Raw genomic sequence first — 17,885 nt, forward strand, 5'->3', positions numbered from 1 at the left:
CGCCGACCTGGCGGACCGCACCGCGTTGCCTGACGCGCCCTCGATGGAGCCTGGATGTACCCGATCCGAACCGCCGGCCAGTTTGCGGCCCGCTCGCTTGCTGCCCGCCTGTTTGCCTGCCTGCTTGCCACCGTCTCCGCGCATGCCGCGTCCGCGCCGGAAAACGGGGCCGTCTACCAGTTTTCGCCGGTCAACCAGCACAATGTGCAGATCACGGCAGGCTACTGGAATCCCATCATGGAATACGTGTCGCAGGCCAGCGGCGTGCCGGTGCGCCTGAAACTGGGGCGCACGTCCGCCGACACCACCAGCTTCGTGCTGGCCCAGGAAGTGGATTTTGCCTTTACCAACCACCTGTTCGCGCCGGAACGCGCACGGATGGGCTGGCGCGTGCTGGCCCGCCGCACCGGCACGGCGGTGCGTTCGCAGATCGTCACGCTGGCCGAGTCGCCGGTGCGCGACCTGAAGGAGCTGGCCGGCGCCGACGTCGCCTTCCCCGGCCCGGAAGCAACGGTTGCCTACCAGGTCAGCCATGCGGAACTGCAGCGGCGCGACATCCCCGTCAATGTGGTATTCGGCGGCAACATGGATGGCGCTTTCGCCCAGCTGGTCAGCGGCAAGGCGCGCGCCGTCGGCGCCAACTCGCAACTGACCGCGTCGTTCATCGCCCGCACCGGCAAGCCGCTGCGCGTGCTGTGGCAATCGCCACTGTTCAACGATTTGGCGCTGATGGTGTCGCCGCGCGTGCCGGCCGCCACGGCGGACGCGGTGGCGCGCGCGTTCATCGGCATGGTGGATGACCCGCACGGCCGCCGCGTGCTGGCCGACGCCGCCGCGCTGGTCAAGACCACGCCATTCGCCTTCGTGCCGGCAAGCGAGGCGGACTACGCCAGCTACCGCGAGTTCTACGGCCAGGCTCCGGCCGGACTGCGCTGACGATGGCTCCGCTGCGCCGCCTGACTCCGCGCACGCTGTGGGGCCGCATGCTTGCGCTGTACAGCGCCACGCTGCTGTGCTTCCTCGTGCTGGGCCTGGGCACCTATTACCACCTGCAGTTCGTGCGCGAGATCGAGGACGTGCAGGACACCGCCGGCATGCTGGCCGAGGTGGCGTCGCTGGCCGTCGAGGACAGCGTCGTCGTCGGCGACTACGACACCGTGCAGCGCACGCTGGCCAAGACGCTGCACTATTCGCCATTCAGCGCCGCCGCGTTCATCGACGTGGGCGGCCATACGCTGCGCATCGCCGCCCCGCTCCGCGACGGCGCCATGCCGCCCGCCTTCGTCGTCGCCATGGTGGCGGACCAGCTGTACGACGTGAACCGGCCGATCACCGTGGGCGGGCGCGACTACGGCGTGATGCGGCTGACCTTCGACGATGCCGCGATCGCCCAGCGCCTGTGGTACATGATCCGCGATGCCGCCCTGCTGGCCGCCTGCTGCGTGCTGCTGTCGCTGTTCGCCATGCACCGGCTGCTGCGCCGCTGGCTGGGCCAGCTCACGCGGCTGCAGCGCTACGAGGAAGACCTGTCGGCCGGCGTGGCCGATGCCGCCGCCCGCTCCGGCGATGCGCCGCTGGAAATCGAGCAGGCGATGCGCGCGGTGGACCGCATCACGCGCAGCATCCGCACCCGTTTCGACCAGCGCATCGATACGCTGATCGACTCGCTGATCCAGCACAAGAGCGCGCTCGACGAGGCGTGCAGCGTGTGCGAGCTCGATCCATCCGGCCGCATCGTCGCCGCCAACGACCGTTACGTGGCCGCTTCCGGCTACAGCCGCGACGAGCTGCTGATGATGCCGATCGACCAGATCGGCGAATTGCTGGAGCCGCGCCGCCATGGCCGGCACGGCGCCTCCACGCTGACCTGCGAGGTACGGCTGCCGGACCGCGCCGGGCGCCCGCACTGGCACCGGCGCACCGTGGTGCCGATCTTCGACGCCATGCGCAACGTCGAGAAATACATCTGCATCGAGATCGACATCACCGACCGCCGCCGCAGCGAACAGCTGGCGCTGGCCCATGCCCGCAAGCACGAGCAGGCCGCCGCGTTCGCCCGCTGCGCGCTGGTGGAATCCGACCACGATACGCTGTGCCGCCTGCTGGTGCGTGCCGCCGCGGTGGGCCTGCAGGCCGACAGCGCGGTACTGCTGCAGCATGCGGACAGCGGCACCGCCTGCGTGGCGGCATGGCCGCCGCTGCACGCCGGACGCGCCGACGATGGCGCGGACAGCGGCGGCCATCGCGCCGAGGTGGCGCTGCGCTGGGGCGAGGCACATGGCGTGCTGGCCGTGCAGGGCGGCGCCGAGGATGCCTTCACCGACCAGGACCGCTATTTCCTCGACAACCTCGCAGGCACGTTCGCGAATGCCGTCGAGCGCCACGACAGCAGCCTGCGGCTGCGCTACCTGGCGACGCACGATCCGCTGACGTCGCTGCCGAACCGCACCGCCTTCGGCGACCGGCTCGAGCGCACGGTCGCCGGCGGCAGCACGGTGCAGTTGCTGATCATCGACCTGGATCACTTCAAGAATGTCAACGACACGCTCGGCCACGCCGCCGGCGACGCCCTGCTGGTCGAGGCGGCGCACCGGCTGCTGGCCGCGCTGCCGCCGCGCGCGTTCGTGGCGCGCCTGGGCGGCGACGAATTCGCCGTGATCTGCCCGCCGGGTTTCCCTGACGACGCGGCCGACGCGTGCGCCGAAGCGCTGGTGGACAGCCTGCGCCGGCCCTTCGCGCTGGACGGCCAGCAGGTATTCATCGGCGCCAGCATCGGCATCGCCTGCTCGCCGCGCGACGGCCGCGCCGCCGACGATCTGGTGCGCAATGCCGATACCGCGATGTACGCCGCCAAGCAGCACGGCCGCGCGCGCGGCTGCCGTTTCCAGGGCGAGATGAATGCGCGCGTGGCGCGCCGCGTGGCGCTTGAATCCGGCCTGCGCGGCGCGCTTGATGGCGGTGAATTCACGCTGGCATACCAGCCCAAGCAGGACGTGGCCTCGGGCCGCCTGACGGGCTTCGAGGCGCTGCTGCGCTGGAACGGCGCGGTCGGCCCGGTCCAGCCCACCGAGTTCGTGCCGGTGCTGGAAGATACCGGGCTGATCCTGCCGGTCGGCACCTGGGTGATCCATGCGGTCTGCGCCCAGGTGCGGGCCTGGCGCGATGCCGGCATGCCGCCGGTGCCGGTGGCGGTGAACCTGTCGGCCCGCCAGTTCCAGCAGGACGACCTGGTGGACGTGATCCTGGCGGCCACGCACGATGCCGGCATTTCGCCTTCCGCGCTCGAGTTCGAGCTGACCGAATCGATGCTGATGAGCGACCCGGCCGCGGCCGAAGGCATCCTGCTGCGGCTGAAGGCGGCCGGCATCGGCCTGTCGATCGACGATTTCGGCACCGGCTATTCCAGCCTGTCGTACCTGAAGCGCTTCCCGCTCGATGCGCTGAAGATCGACCGCGCCTTCGTGCGCGACCTGCCGGCCGACAGCGAAGACCTGGCGATCACGCGTGCCGTGATCGCGCTGGCGCACAGCCTGGGTTTGCGGGTGATCGCCGAAGGCGTCGAGGATGCGGCCCAGCTGGCATCGCTGCGCGCCAACGGCTGCGACGAGATCCAGGGTTACCTGTACGGCGAACCGCTGCCGGCGGAGGATTGCCTGGCGATTTTCGCCCGGGACCGGCTGGAACGGACGGTGGCCTGATTCCTCGAACGATAGCGCTTGCCGTGCCCTCGACTGGCTGACACCATCGGCCGGTTTTTTCGCGCTACGTCACGTCCGCAACCGCTCCGTTGCGAACGCTAGCGCTTCTTCTCGCTCATCTTGCCTGGACAATCAGGCGGAATAAATCGTCTGCGTCCCTCGGCCTCATATTCCTCAAGGCTTGGCAGTCCGATAGCCAACCTGCGACGGTTGACCAGTTCCCGGTTATCGACTCCGTCGAGTACCAAATGACAGCGATCCGGTTGTGACCATTGCGTCCCATACTCCTGCGGACGGCCTTCGTTGGCTGCGATACGGTCGGCAAGATAGGCAAGATCACGCGGTGCCGCGATGCCGGCCTCTACCGAAGCTTCCAGGAACCCTTTCGCAAGGCGCTGGAAGGCAATGTCACTGTCCGCATGCTGGGCCAGCAACCAGGCACGATGACTATCTTTCTTTGTCGTTGGCCAACCGCATTCTGCGACGATTGCCTTGAACTGTTTTAAATTTTCGCTGTCGATAGTGCGCCAGCGCTGTTGCAGGGCGTCTTTTTCGGCGGCGGCGGCTTTTGGGTTCTGATCAAGCAGGTTCGACTCCTGCCTGATTTGCTGATCCACACTGGCTAGCGCATTCAAATGAGTACCGACCTTTTGACAGTCGATTCCGTTTGCTGCTGCCTGAAAGGCAAAAACAAATAAACCAGAAGCGAGCAACCGTTTCTTCATTTAAATCCTTTCAATATCCCGGCCCAGTGCCCGCCGAAAGCAGCCGAACAATATGGCTCAGTCGATGCTGTTCCTCCAGGGTCCAGCCCGGGATTTTGCCAGGCGTTCTAGAACAGCGCCGTCTGCGGATCGACCGCACCCGCCAGCGGTTCCGGCCCGGCCGTCAGCAGCCCCTCCTCCGGCAGCACCAGCATCCGCCGCGCCGCTTCCGGGTCGCGGCAATGCAGCCAGGCGTCCCAGTGCTCCGGCGCCAGCGGCACCAGCGCGCGCTTCTCGTCGCCGGGCCGGTGGAAGCGCGACAGCAGCGGATGCGCGTCGGCGTTGACGGTCAGTTGCGTGAACGAGCAGACGCGGCGCCCGTCCGGCTCTTCCCAGGCACGCCACAATCCGGCCACGGCCAGCGGCGCGCCGTCGGCGCGGCCGATCGACCAGCGCTGGTGCCGGCCGCTCTCGTAGTTCGGTTCGAACCAGCGTTCCATCGGTACCAGGCAGAAGCGGAACCGCGCCCACGCATCGCGGTAGCTGGCCAGTTCCGCGACGGTCTCGCTGCGCGCGTTCATCGTCGAATAGGCGCGGCTGCCGGGTGCCAGGCGGTGCTGCGGCACCATGCCGTAGCTGGCCACGAGGCAGCGGCGCCCCCGGCCCGCCGGTTCCGCCACGACGATCGGCGCCGCGTAGTCCTGCCACACCTCATGCTCCCACTCGCCGCGCGGGGCGAACGGCACCCGCTGGTCCAGGGCCGCGAAGCGTGCCAGGCTATCTCTTTTCACCGTCACATAATTTACACACATGCCGCCGCATTCCTCCACTCGCGCCTGCCCGGCCGAATGGTAGCAAACATCACGAAAAATGGTGCCATGCATCATCGATTGCGCTACCAGCCGGGTTCACAATTATCCCTTTCGCTATGCTATTGTGGCAGTCCATCCGAAATGATTGCGCAAACATGATCGCTAAAAAAATACGGGGACTGCGCTGGTGGATGATCGGGCTCGTCATGCTGGGGGCCGTCATCAATTACCTGACCCGCAGCACGCTGGCCGTGGCGGCGCCCACGCTGCTCACCGACCTGAACATCACCACCCAGGAATATTCATACATCACGGCAGCCTTCCAGGGCGCCATCATGCTGCAGCCGCTGTGCGGCTACGTGCTCGACGTGATCGGCCTGAAGTACGGCTTCGCGATGTTCGCCACCGCCTGGTCGCTGATCTGCATGGCGCACGGCATGGCCACCAACTGGCAGACGCTGGCGTTCCTGCGCGGTTTGCTGGGGCTGGCCGAAGGCTCGGCCAACCCGGCCGGCATGAAGGCGGTGTCGGAGTGGTTCCCGGCCAAGGAGCGCGGGCTGGCCGGCGGCATCTTCAATATCGGCGCTTCGTTCGGCTCGATGCTGGCGCCGCCGCTGGTGGTGTGGGCCATCCTGCACTACAACTGGCAATCGGCCTTCGTGATCACCGGCGCGCTGGGCCTGGTCTGGGTGGCGGCCTGGCTGCTGCTGTACGATGCGCCGGCGCGCCACCGCCGCCTGGCGGCCGCCGAGGCCGAACACATCGCCGCCGGCCAGGAACAGCACCTGAAGGGCGACGGCACGCGCCCATCGGTGCTCAGCATCCTGAAGCTGCGCAATTTCTGGGGCATCGCGCTGCCGCGCTTCCTGGCCGACCCGGCCTGGGGCACGCTGGCGTTCTGGGTGCCGCTCTATCTCACCACGGTGCGCGGCTTCGACCTGGCGCAGATCGCCATGTTCGCGTGGCTGCCGTTCCTGGCGGCGGACCTGGGCTGCATGTTCGGCCCGATCGTCGTGCTGTGGCTGCAGAAGCGCGGCGTACGCCTGATCAATGCGCGCCGCGGCGCCTTCACCGTGGGCGCCTGCATGATGATGGGCGTGGCCTTCGTCGGCTACGTGGAGAGCGCGTACGCGGCGATCGCCCTGCTCAGCCTTGCCGGCTTCGCGCACCAGACGCTGTCGGTCACCGTCATCACGATGTCGTCGGACCTGTTCAAGCGCAACGAGGTCGCCACGGTGGCAGGCATGTGCGGCACGTTCGGCAACCTGGGCCTGCTGATCTTCTCGCTGCTGATCGGCGGCATGATGGCCAGCGTCGGCTACACGCCGTTCTTCGTCAGCCTGGCCGTGCTCGACCTGATCGCCGCCGCGCTGCTGTGGATCCTGGTGCGCGAAAACGCGCCGCAACCCGCCACCGAACCCAAAGCATGATCCAGAACCCCATCCTTCCCGGCTTCAATCCCGATCCGTCCATCGTGCGGGTGGGCGACGACTACTACATCGCCACCTCCACCTTCGAATGGTTCCCGGGCGTGCAGATCCACCATTCACGCGACCTGGTCAACTGGCGCCTGCTGACGCGCCCGCTGACCCGCGCCAGCCAGCTGGACATGCTGGGCGCGCCCGATTCCTGCGGCGTGTGGGCGCCCTGCCTGACCCATGCGGACGGCCTGTTCTGGCTGATCTACACGGACGTCAAGCGCTATGGCCGCACCTCTACCGGCGGCGCCACCGGCAGCGCATCGCTGCGCGACTTCCACAACTACCTGGTCACCAGCCCGTCCATCGAGGGCCCGTGGTCCGATCCGGTGTACCTGAACAGCAGCGGCTTCGATCCTTCGCTGTTCCACGATGCCGACGGCCGCAAGTACCTGCTGAACCAGCTGTGGGATCACCGCCCGGGCGGCAACCGCTTCAACGGCATCGTGGCGCAGGAATACTCGGTGGCGGAGCGCCGCCTGGTCGGCCGCCGCGAGAACATCTTCCCCGGCACCGCGCATGGCCTGACCGAGGCGCCGCACCTGTACCAGCGCGACGGTTACTATTACCTGCTGACCGCCGAAGGCGGCACCGGCTGGAACCACGGCGTGACGATGGCCCGCTCGCGCAGCCTGCACGGGCCGTATGAACTGCATCCCGACGTCACCATTCTCAGCGCGCGCCAGCGCCCGGATGCTGCGCTGCAGCGCGCCGGCCACGCCGACCTGGTCGACACCGCCGACGGGCAAACCTGGATGGTGTACCTGTGCGGCCGCCCGCTGCGCAACCGCGGCACCTGCACGCTGGGGCGCGAGACCGCCATCCAGCCCGTGGCGTGGGGCGAGGACGGCTGGCTGCGCACGATCGATGGCGACGCCATGCCGGCACTGCAGGCCGCCGCGCCCGGCATGCCCGAGCACCGCTTCCCGGCGGCGCCCGGGCGCGAGGATTTCACGGCTGCGCAATTGCCGATCGATTTCCAGTGGCTGCGCACGCCATGGCCCGACGAGCTGTTTTCGCTGTCGGCGCGGCCCGGCCACCTGCGGCTGTTCGGCCGCGAAAGCCTGGGCAGCACGTTCCGGCAGGCGCTGGTGGCGCGGCGCCAGCAGTCGCACTGCTTCAGCGCGGCGACGGTGGTCGACTTCGCGCCGGAACACTACCAGCAGCAGGCCGGCCTGGTGTGCTACTACAACGCGTCGAAATTCCACTACCTGTACATCACCCACGACGACACCATCGGCCGGCACCTGCGCGTGATGAGCAGCCTGCCCAATCATGTGCAGACCGATACCTTCACGGTTCCGGTGCCGCTGCCGGCAACCGGCCCGGTGGAGCTGCGCGTGGAAGTCGACGACGAGCGCCTGCTGTTCGGCTGGCGGCCGGCCGATGTTGCCGCCGATGCACAAAACGGCGGCTGGCACTGGCTCTCGCAGCAGTTCGATGCGAGCATCCTGTCCGACGAAGCCAATGCGCCCGGCCAGCCCAATTTCACCGGCACCTTCGTGGGCATGGCCTGCCAGGACATGTCGGGCAGCCGCCTGCACGCCGATTTCGACTGGTTCGCCTACCGCGGACGGGCATACTGCAGCGATCCGAAGGGCCTGCCCGTTCCCTGAGCCGCTGGCAAAAACGGCGGCGGCGTGGCGTGGCCGCCACCCGCCGCCGCCATCCGTCTCCTCATTGCGCCTCCGACTCCGGTATAGTGACGACAGCCCATCGGCACAACGGAATCATGCTCAGCGGTTACTATCACCCCATCCTCGTCGCCGTCTCGATCATTGTCGCAATCTTCGCGGCCTACACCGGATTGAGCCTCGCCGACCGCGTGCGCAGCTCGCGGGGCCTGGTGGCGGCCGGGTGGACGGCCGGCGGCGCGCTGGCGCTCGGCACCGGCATCTGGGCCATGCACTTCATCGGCATGCTGGCCTTCCGGCTGCCGATCCCTGTCGGCTACGACGTCGGCATCACCGGCCTGTCGCTGCTGCTGCCGGTGACCGTCACCGGACTTGCTTTATGGCAACTTCGTCACCGGGTGGTTTCCGCCCGCCGGCTCGGCATGGCCTCCCTGCTGATGGGCCTCGGCATTGCCGGCATGCATTACACGGGCATGGCGGCAATGCGGATGGCACCCGGCATCGTCTGGGATCCGCTGGCGTTCGTCGCGTCGGTGATCCTGGCGATCGGCGCGGCTGCCGGCTCCCTGTGGATCGCGTACCGGCTGCGCCAGCGCACGCCGCGGGCCAGCCTGATCCAGGCCGCCGCCGCGGTCGTGATGGGCCTGGCGATCGCCGGCATGCACTACACCGGCATGGCGGCCGCGAGCTTCCCTCTCGGCAGCGTGTGCCAGGCCGCCGCCGGCGGCGTGGCCGGCATGAACCTAGCGATCCTCGTGGCGTTCGGCGCGGCCGCCATCCTCACCATCGGGCTGATCGTCGCCGTCTACGATGCCCGCCTCGAGGCGCGCACCCACGTCCTGGCGGCGTCGCTGGCCACCGCCGAGGAGCGTCGCACCCAGTTCCTCGACGAACACGAGGCACGGCTGCAGCTCGAGCGCCTGTCGCACCTGAAAGATGAATTCCTGGCCACCCTGTCGCACGAACTGCGTACGCCGCTGAACGCGGTGCTGGGCTGGGCCCAGCTGCTCCAGCAGGGCGGCAAGGACGACGCGACGCTGCAGCGCGGCCTGGCCGCCATCGAGCGCAACGCGCGCGCCCAGGTGCAGATGATCGACGACCTGCTCGACATGAGCGGCATCGTGTCCGGCAAGGTGCAGGTCGACACCGCGCCGGTGTGGCCGGCGGACTTCGTCACCGCCGCGGTGGATGCGATCCGGCCGATGGCGCTGGCGCGCCGCATCGTCGTTTCCACCGACATCGACCGGCAGGCCGGCCCGGTGCTGGCCGACGCGGGGCGCATGCAGCAGGTGATGGGCAACCTGCTGTCGAACGCCGTCAAGTTCACCGAGCCGGGCGGCCGCGTCACGGTCACGCTGGCCGGCGCCGCCGAACAGCCCGGCCACGCGATGATCCGGGTGGCCGACACCGGCGCCGGTATCGAACCCGCCTTCCTGCCGCACGTGTTCGACCGCTTCCGCCAGGCCGATGCGTCGACCACCCGGCTGCACGGCGGCCTTGGGCTGGGCCTGTCGATCGCCCGCCAGCTGGTGGAACTGCAGGGTGGCACGATCCGCGCCGAGAGCGCCGGCGCCGGGCGCGGCGCCGCCTTCACGGTGGCGCTGCCCTTGTCCGCCTACGCCGCGCCGCGCACCGCGAAGCCCGATACGGCAGCGGCGGCGATCGACCTGGCCGGCGCGGTGATCGTCGCCGTCGACGACCAGCCCGATTCGCTGGACGTGCTGAAGCGCGCGCTGGTGGCGGCCAATGCGCGCGTCTACACGGCCGGCAGCGGCATCGGCGCGCTGAACCTGGTGGCCAGCGTGCGCCCGGCCCTGCTGATCAGCGACATCAGCATGCCCGGCATGGACGGCTTCGAACTGCTGCGCAAGGTGCGCGCGCTGCCCAACTGCCGCGCGCTGCCCGCGCTGGCGCTGACGGCGCTGGCCGGCGCGCGCGAGCGCGACCGGGCGCTGCAGGCCGGCTATACGGACCACCTGCCGAAACCGGTTGGTCCCGCCACGCTGGTGCGCGCCGCCGCGGAGCTGCTGGCCCAGCGGGAAAAAGTGTAAAACAGGCAACCCCGCATCACCCCCGCATCACCCCCGCAGCGCCTGCGCGGGCGCCACCCGCATGGCCAGCCACGCATGCCGCGCCGCCGCGGCCAGCGCAACGGCCGCCGTTGCCGCCAGGGCGCACGGCAAAGCCCACTGCCCCTCCGGAGCGCGCTCGACATAACCCGCCAGGTAGCGTTCGATGACCAGTGCCGCCACCGGCAGCCCGGCGACAGCGCCCAGCAGGGCCAGCGCCCCTGTCTCGCGCAGCACCAGCAGGCCAACCGCGCCGCCGGAGGCGCCGTGCAGCTTGCGCAGCACGATTTCCCTGGCGCGGCGCTGCACGGTGTGGGCCGACAGCGTGTAGCACCCGGCGGCGGCCAGCGCCAGCGCGACGCCGGCCGCGATCGCCAGCAGCCGCGCCAGGCGCCTGTCGTCGGCGTAGTTGCGGTCCAGGATGTCGCCGGCGCGGTGGATGCGCGGCAGCGCATCCGGGAAGAAGCGCGGCCACAGCTGGCGCACCAGCGCATCGACCCGTGCCGGCGGCAGCGCCGAGCGCACGGTCAGCGTCGCGCCGCCGGTGGACAGCTCGAAGGCAACGGGCCGCGGCTGCTCGCGCAGCGACTGGAAGCGCAGCGGCGGTGCGATGCCGATCACGCGGCGCGGCGCCGTCTTGCCGTCCCAGTCGCGGAACAGCACGGTCTGGCCCAGCGCGCTCGCCGGTTCACGGAAGCCCAGCAGGCGCGCAGCCTCGGCGTTGAGCACCAGCGGCCCCGGGTCGTCGTCGCGGTCCTGCCGCGGGTCGAACAGGCGGCCGGCACGAGCCCGGATGCCGTAAAGGGTGAAGAAGTTGGCGCCGACCCAGCGTACATCGAGCGCCGCGGACTGTCCGCCCGGCCTCTGGAATGTGCGGCCGAGCGGATCTTCGCTGCGGCCCACCGCATCCAGCGACACGGCCACGCCATCGATGCCGGGCTGCGCGGCCAGGGCCGCCATCAGGCCGCGCGCCTTGTCTGAAAAGCGCAACTGTTCCGGCACGTCGACCAGCGTCAGCGGCGCCGGGTCGAAGCCGGGCGCCGCCGACGCCGCATGGCGCGTCTGCCATGCGATTGCCAGCGCCACGCCGGCCACGCCCATCGCCACCGCAAGTTGCAGCACGGTGAGTACCCGCCGCGCCCGCGCCGCGCCGGCGGACTCGGTATCCGGCTTGCCGGACAATACGCGGTCGGGCCGCACGCGCACCGCCAGCCACGCCGGATAGACGGCCGCGGCGCAGCCGAGCACGAAGGCGGCTGCCAGCACCGCCGCCAGGTGGCCCGCCGACAGCATGCCGGGCAGGTCGCGGCCGGCCAGCGCCGCGAAGGCCGGCTGGGCGAGCCATGCCAGCAGCAGGCCCATCAGCGCTGCAAGCAGCGTCACCGTCACGGCTTCCGTCGCGCATTGCGCGGCGATGTCGCGGGCACGGGCGCCGAGCACCTTGCGCACGGCCAGTTCGCGTTGCCGGCGCAGCACGCGCACGGCCGCCAGGTTGACGTAGTTGGCTCCGGCCAGCGCCAGGATCAGCAGCGCCACCGAGCCAAGGCCGGTCACCAGTGCCGGGTTGGCGCGTTCGCCCGCGCGAAAATGAAAATTGCTGCCCAGTTCATGGTCGAAGTAGGCGCTGCGCAGCGGCGCCAGCCCGAGTTCCAGCGGCTTGCGCCCGGCCAGCCGCGCCAGTACGTCCGGACCATGGCGCTGCATGCCGGGCAGGTGGTCGACGGCGGCCTGCAGCGCGGCGCCGACCGCTTCAGGCTGGCCATCCGGCCGCAGCCGCACAAGCACCTTGCCGGGCCAGCCCTGCCGGCCGGTCAGCATTTCCTCGCGAATTGCCGGGTCGACGATGGCGCTGGCCACGCCAGCCAGCGCGTCGAATGGCAGCGTCGTCGGCCCCGGCTGCGGCGCCAGCACGGCCGCCACGCGCAGCACCTGCCCTTCCGCGCGCAGCGTGCGGCCGACGGCATCGGCCGTGTCGAACAGGCGCATCGCGGCCGACCGGGTCAGCACGATGCCGTCCGGACGCGCCAGTGCCGCTTCCACATCGCCGTCGATGGCACGCAGGCCCAGCATGCCGGCAAAACCCGGCAGTACGGCCAGGCCCTGCAAGGGCACCAGGCGGTTGCCGGCCCGCACGGTCAAGCCCGTCACTTCCGGCCGCAACGCGACCACCACGGTGGCGCCGGCCACACCGGGCACTGCCGACGCCGTGCGCGCCAGCGCCATCGGCGCCTGGTCGAACCAGGGTGCCTGGGGAGCGGTATTGTCGCGCTGCTTGATGATGAACAGCGAGTCGGGCAAGTGGGCGTTGACGCTCCACGCATGGCGCACGAAACCGCTCAGCAGCGTGAAGACCGCCAGGCCGAGCGCCAGCCCGGCGACGGCGGCCAGGGTCTGCCAGGGGCTGGCCGCCGCGTTGCGCCAGCCAGTGCGCAGCAAGTGGCTGGCGAACCGGCCGGGAAAGTGGCCACGGGTATTGCCGGGGGTATTGCCGATAGGGCGCCGGCTCATCGGCCGCACCTTGCGTTGTTCGAGGTCATCGTCTCCATCCCTTCACTGTAGCAATGAAATGATGGGAACTGTGCAACTTGCATGCCATGGCAAGCCAGGCCATGCAATCGGCGCGCCGCAAGGCGCCACCGCCGCCGCCGCGGCCGTTTCCGGCCACCCCCGCTGTCCGGAAACGGACAACTGCGGGACAACTGCCGGGTCAGTGCGATTCCGAAGCGGACGCTGCCTGGCTTTCGCGGCGCTGCAGCGCGCGCGCCACCTCGACGAGAATGGTGCGGGTCAGCGGTTCGTTATGGTACTCGTGGCGGGTCGCCTCGGCCAGCAGCCGCGCGGCGGAACGCGCGTTCAGGTCGGGCGCAACGGCTTTCAGCACCGCGCCAACCAGCCCGCAGGCATCGAGCACTTCGTCGATCTCGACCTTCTCGAGGCCTAGCGTGTAATGCGGCGCCGGGCCGCTCGGGTGGTGTTTTTGCATGATGGGATTCCTTGCCACCATTTAAGCAAGAGTTGCGTCATCGCCGCGTCAGCATATTGCCCACGAGCGTGTCAGCCTGCGCGCCATCCTGGCACGCCGGCAGGTGCTCCGGCGCGGCAGCCGGCCGATGCACAGGAATCTAGGGCACCAGAAGTTCCTGGCCTGCATAGCAGGTGAACCGGTCGCCACGCGCAAACGCCAGCAGCACCAGCCCTGCCCCGGCGGCCATCCGCACCGCCGCCGCTGTCGGTGCCGACACGCCGACGATGCCGGCGGCCCCCGCCATCGCGGCCTTTTGCACCATCTCCACGCTGACCCGGCTGGTGACAAGGACGAACCCATCGCCCCCACGCAAAGCCGGCGCGCGCGCCAGGGCGCCGGCGACCTTGTCGAGCGCGTTATGGCGGCCGACGTCCTCGCGCAGCACGGCGAGCCGGCCGTCGAGATCGCACCAGGCGGCCGCGTGCGTCGCGCCGGTAAGCTGGCTCAGTGCCTGCCGGCCCGGCAACGCGGCCAGCGCGGCACGCACCGCCGCACCGGTCAGGACCACACCGGCCGCGCGCCGCGGCAGCGTGCGGTAGACCTGGTCCAGGCTGTCCACACCGCACAGGCCGCAGCCGGTGCGGCCGGCCAGCGAACGGCGGCGCTCCTTCAGGGCGGCGAAAGCCCGGCTGGCGATATCCAGCTGCACCGCTACGCCGGCCGGCCCCGCCTCGATGTCGATGCCATAGCACTCGCCGGGATGGTCGATCAGGGCTTCCGTCAGCGAGAAGCCGAGCGCGAAGTCTTCCAGGTCGGCCGGGGTCGCCATCATCACCGCGTGCGAGATGCCGTTGTAGACCAGCGCCACCGGCACTTCATCGGCCAGCACGTCCTCGGCCGGCGCGGCACTTCCTGCCTGTACGCGCAGCACGCCGCGCCGTTCCGTCGAGGGAGGCGGCTCCTGCCCGAAGGCGGTGGGACAGGCGGTGGCGGGATCGTCGACCATGGCGGTGCTCCTTATCAAAACGAGGCGGGAATGATGCCACAGCGCGCGTCACTTCGCCGACGGCTGGGCTGGTCGCAAAACAACACCGGGGCACGGCTCCGCGCCTGCCACGCGGTCATGGCATGCATGCCATGACTCCTTCCAGTCCCCGAATTTTAACAACACTCGGGATGCGCCAAATGCTGTCGAAGATTGGTGAATAGATAAGTAGGGACTCGGGCGGATTGAATGAGAACGCTTCTCATTATATTTAATCGATTTGCCTTTTGACTAATATCAGGCTTTTCGATCAACTATTTTGCATTCGCCTGATAAGGGATAACACGTAGTTTTTGAATTTAACCCCTTGTCCGGTTGAGTTTCGCTGCGAAAATACTTTCTTCGCAGTGATAACATTACTTGGCGAAACAAATAAACTCCTTACAGAGGATTTCCATGAACCAGATGTCAAGGCGCCAGTTCCTGAAGGTAACTGGCGCAACCATCGCGGGTTCGAGCATCGCGGCGCTGGGCTTCATGCCGGCTACGGCCATGGCCGAAGTCCGGCAGTACAAGCTGGCGCGCACGACCGAAACCCGCAACACCTGCCCGTACTGTTCCGTCGGCTGCGGCCTGCTGATGTACGGCCTGGGCGACGGCTCGAAGAACGCGGCCGCCAGCATCATCCACATCGAGGGCGACGCCGACCACCCGGTCAACCGAGGCACGCTGTGCCCGAAGGGCGCCAGCCTGATCGACTTCATCCATTCGCCGAACCGCCTGAAGGAGCCGGAATACCGCGCGCCGGGCGGCACCGAATGGCAGAAGATCTCGTGGAGCGACGCGCTCGACCGCATCGCCCGGCTGATGAAGGCCGACCGCGACGCCAACTTCATCGAGAAGAATGCGGACGGCGTGACCGTCAACCGCTGGCTGACGACCGGCTTCCTGGCCGCTTCGGCCGCCAGCAACGAAGTCGGCTACCTCACCCACAAGACTGTGCGCAGTCTCGGGATGCTCGCATTCGATAACCAGGCGCGTGTTTGACACGGTCCGACGGTGGCAGGTCTTGCCCCGACGTTTGGCCGTGGTGCGATGACGAATCACTGGGTCGACATTAAAAATGCCGACGTGATTCTGGTTATGGGCGGTAATGCCGCCGAAGCGCACCCCTGTGGTTTTAAATGGGTTACCGAAGCCAAGGCACATAACAAGGCCAAGCTGGTGGTAGTGGACCCGCGGTTTACCCGTACTGCGTCCGTGGCGGACTACTATGTTGCCACGCGTACCGGCACGGACATCGTGTTCCTTGGCGCGATCGCCAATTACCTGATCACGAACGACAAGATCCAGCACGAATACGTCCGCAACTACACGGACATGTCCTTCATCGTCCGCGAGGATTTCGCGTTCGACGACGGCATCTATTCCGGCTACGACGCCACCGCAGGCAAGTACACCGACAAGTCGAGCTGGAACTACGAGATCGGCGAGGACGGTTACGCCAAGGTCGACCCGACCATGCAGCACCCGCGCTGCGTGTATCAGCTGATGAAGAAGCACTACGCCCGCTATACGCCAGAAATGGTACAGAAGGTGTGCGGCGTGTCGCCCGAACAGTTCCACAAGGTTGCCGAGACGCTGGCTTCGACGGCGGTGCCGGGCCGTGCCGCCACGGTGCTGTACGCGCTGGGCTGGACGCACCACTCCACCGGTGCGCAGACGATCCGCATGGGCGCGATGGTCCAGCTGCTGCTGGGCAACATCGGTATCGCCGGCGGCGGCATGAACGCGCTGCGCGGCCACTCGAACATCCAGGGCCTGACCGACCTGGGCCTGATGTCGAACCTGCTGCCCGGCTACATGACGCTGCCGTTCGATGCCGAACAGGACTTCGACAAGTACATCGATGCGCGGGCACCGAAGCCGCTGCGCCCCAATCAGCTGAGCTACTGGAGCAACTACAAGAAGTTCCACGTCAGCTTCATGAAGACCTGGTGGGGCGATGCCGCCACCGAGGAAAACAACTGGGCCTTCGACTACCTGCCGAAGCTGGACAAGCCGTACGACCTGCTGCAGACAATCGAGCTGATGCACCAGGGCAAGATGACCGGCTACTTCTGCCAGGGCTTCAACGTGCTGGCGTCCGCGCCGAACAAGCAGAAGGTCACCGAGGCGCTGGCCAAGCTGAAGTACCTCGTCATCATGGATCCGCTGGCCATCGAGACGGGCGAGTTCTGGAAGCCGCATGGCGAATTCCATGACGTCGACCCCACGAAGATCCAGACGGAAGTGTTCCGCCTGCCGACGGCGATCTTCGCCGAGGAACGCGGTTCGCTCGTGAGTTCGTCGCGCGTGCTGCAGTGGCACTGGCAAGGCGCCGAACCGCCGGGCCAGGCCAAGGGCGACATCGAGATCATGTCCGGCCTGTTCCTGCGCCTGCGCAAGCTGTACCAGACCGAGGGCGGCAAGTTCCCCGACCCGATCCTGAACCTGACGTGGCCGTACGCGCAGCCCGCCCATCCGACGCCGGAAGAACTGGCGATGGAATTCAACGGCAAGGCGCTGAAGGACATCACCGATCCGAAGGATCCGACGAAGGTGCTGCTGAAGAAAGGCGAACAGCTGGCTTCCTTCTCGCAGCTCAAGGATGACGGTTCCACGGCTTCCGGCTGCTGGATCTTCGCCGGCAGCTGGACCGCCGCGGGCAACCAGATGGGCCGCCGCGACAACTCCGACCCGACCGGCATCGGCAATACGCTGGGCTGGGCGTGGGCATGGCCGGCCAACCGCCGCGTGCTGTACAACCGTGCTTCGTGCGACACGCAGGGCAAGCCGTTCGACCCGACCCGGAAACTGGTCGGCTGGAACGGCACCACGTGGAGCGGCGCGGACGTGCCGGACTTCAAGCTGGACGAAGACCCGGCCAACGGCATGAATCCGTTCATCATGAACGCCGAAGGCGTGGCGCGTTTCTTCGCCCGCGGCCAGATGAACGAAGGCCCGTTCCCCGAGCACTACGAGCCGTTCGAGAACCCGCTGGGCTACAACCCGATGCACCCGAAGAACCCGAAGGCGACCAGCAACCCCGGCGCGCGCGTGTTCCCGGGCGACCGTGCGCAGATGGGCACGCACAACGAGTTCCCGCACGTGGCGACGACCTATCGCCTGACCGAGCACTTCCACTTCTGGACCAAGCACGCCCGCCTGAACGCGATCGCGCAGCCGGAGCAGTTCGTGGAAATCGGCGAGGCGCTGGCGAAGGAAGTCGGCGTGGTGGCGGGCCAGAAAGTGAAGGTGTCGTCGAAACGCGGCGTGATCGTGGCGAAAGCCGTCGTCACCAAGCGGATCAAGGCACTGACCATCGACGGCAAGGTCACGCACACGGTCGGCATCCCGCTGCACTTCGGCTTCAAGGGCCTGACCAAGCCGGGCTATCTCACCAACACGCTGACGCCTGTCGTGGGCGACGGCAATTCGCAGACACCGGAATTCAAGTCGTTCCTGGTGAAGGTCGAGAAAGCCTGAGCGAGGATAAGG

At 68.2% G+C, this 17,885-nt stretch carries 11 protein-coding genes; 6 read left to right on the forward strand and 5 right to left on the reverse strand.

Annotated elements, in window-relative coordinates:
* Positions 1 to 54: 54 nt before the first annotated feature.
* Together ACY34H_RS03615 and ACY34H_RS03620 are read left to right on the forward strand one after the other, a co-directional pair.
* Complete coding sequence (locus ACY34H_RS03615; protein WP_464976124.1) at positions 55 to 936, forward strand: phosphate/phosphite/phosphonate ABC transporter substrate-binding protein; 882 nt, start codon at positions 55 to 57, stop codon at positions 934 to 936.
* A 2-nt stretch (positions 937 to 938) separates the two neighbouring features.
* On the forward strand, positions 939 to 3,698 hold the full coding sequence (locus ACY34H_RS03620) for an EAL domain-containing protein (protein WP_464976125.1): 2,760 nt from the start codon (positions 939 to 941) through the stop codon (positions 3,696 to 3,698).
* 98 nt (positions 3,699 to 3,796) lie between these two features.
* Here the strand turns inward: ACY34H_RS03620 and ACY34H_RS03625 are convergent, their stop codons facing one another.
* Both ACY34H_RS03625 and ACY34H_RS03630 read right to left on the reverse strand, forming a co-directional pair.
* On the reverse strand, positions 3,797 to 4,423 hold the full coding sequence (locus ACY34H_RS03625) for a DUF6624 domain-containing protein (protein WP_464976126.1): 627 nt from the start codon (positions 4,421 to 4,423) through the stop codon (positions 3,797 to 3,799).
* A gap of 107 nt (positions 4,424 to 4,530) precedes the next feature.
* Positions 4,531 to 5,214 carry an SOS response-associated peptidase gene (locus ACY34H_RS03630; protein ID WP_464976127.1) on the reverse strand — a complete coding sequence of 228 codons (684 nt, stop codon included), beginning with the start codon at positions 5,212 to 5,214 and terminating at the stop codon, positions 4,531 to 4,533.
* A 155-nt stretch (positions 5,215 to 5,369) separates the two neighbouring features.
* On the opposite strand from ACY34H_RS03630, the gene ACY34H_RS03635 reads away from it, so the two are divergent.
* The 3 genes from ACY34H_RS03635 (at position 5,370) to ACY34H_RS03645 (ending at position 10,377) form a co-directional block, all read left to right on the forward strand.
* The gene (locus ACY34H_RS03635; RefSeq protein ID WP_464976128.1) at positions 5,370 to 6,644 is read left to right on the forward strand and encodes an MFS transporter; all 1,275 of its coding nucleotides are present in this window, start codon (positions 5,370 to 5,372) and stop codon (positions 6,642 to 6,644) included.
* Positions 6,641 to 8,308 carry a glycoside hydrolase family 43 protein gene (locus tag ACY34H_RS03640; protein ID WP_464976129.1) on the forward strand — a complete coding sequence of 556 codons (1,668 nt, stop codon included), beginning with the start codon at positions 6,641 to 6,643 and terminating at the stop codon, positions 8,306 to 8,308. The genes ACY34H_RS03635 and ACY34H_RS03640 overlap by 4 nt, the downstream gene beginning before the upstream one ends.
* A gap of 116 nt (positions 8,309 to 8,424) precedes the next feature.
* On the forward strand, positions 8,425 to 10,377 hold the full coding sequence (locus ACY34H_RS03645; protein ID WP_464976130.1) for an MHYT domain-containing protein: 1,953 nt from the start codon (positions 8,425 to 8,427) through the stop codon (positions 10,375 to 10,377).
* A gap of 27 nt (positions 10,378 to 10,404) precedes the next feature.
* Here ACY34H_RS03645 and ACY34H_RS03650 read toward each other — a convergent pair whose 3' ends face one another.
* The 3 genes from ACY34H_RS03650 to fdhD form a co-directional block, all read right to left on the reverse strand.
* A complete protein-coding gene (locus ACY34H_RS03650) occupies positions 10,405 to 12,903 on the reverse strand; it encodes an ABC transporter permease (RefSeq protein WP_464976131.1) in 2,499 nt (832 codons plus the stop codon).
* A gap of 199 nt (positions 12,904 to 13,102) precedes the next feature.
* The gene (locus tag ACY34H_RS03655) at positions 13,103 to 13,378 is read right to left on the reverse strand and encodes a hypothetical protein (RefSeq protein ID WP_464976132.1); all 276 of its coding nucleotides are present in this window, start codon (positions 13,376 to 13,378) and stop codon (positions 13,103 to 13,105) included.
* Positions 13,379 to 13,517: 139 nt separating this feature from the next.
* On the reverse strand, positions 13,518 to 14,366 hold the full coding sequence (fdhD, locus tag ACY34H_RS03660; RefSeq protein WP_464976133.1) for a formate dehydrogenase accessory sulfurtransferase FdhD: 849 nt from the start codon (positions 14,364 to 14,366) through the stop codon (positions 13,518 to 13,520).
* 435 nt (positions 14,367 to 14,801) lie between these two features.
* Between fdhD and fdnG the strand changes: the two genes are divergently transcribed.
* Complete coding sequence (gene fdnG, locus ACY34H_RS03665) at positions 14,802 to 17,873, forward strand: formate dehydrogenase-N subunit alpha (RefSeq protein WP_464976134.1); 3,072 nt, start codon at positions 14,802 to 14,804, stop codon at positions 17,871 to 17,873.
* Positions 17,874 to 17,885: the final 12 nt, after the last annotated feature.

Source organism: Pseudoduganella sp. jia 9 (genome assembly GCF_055502615.1).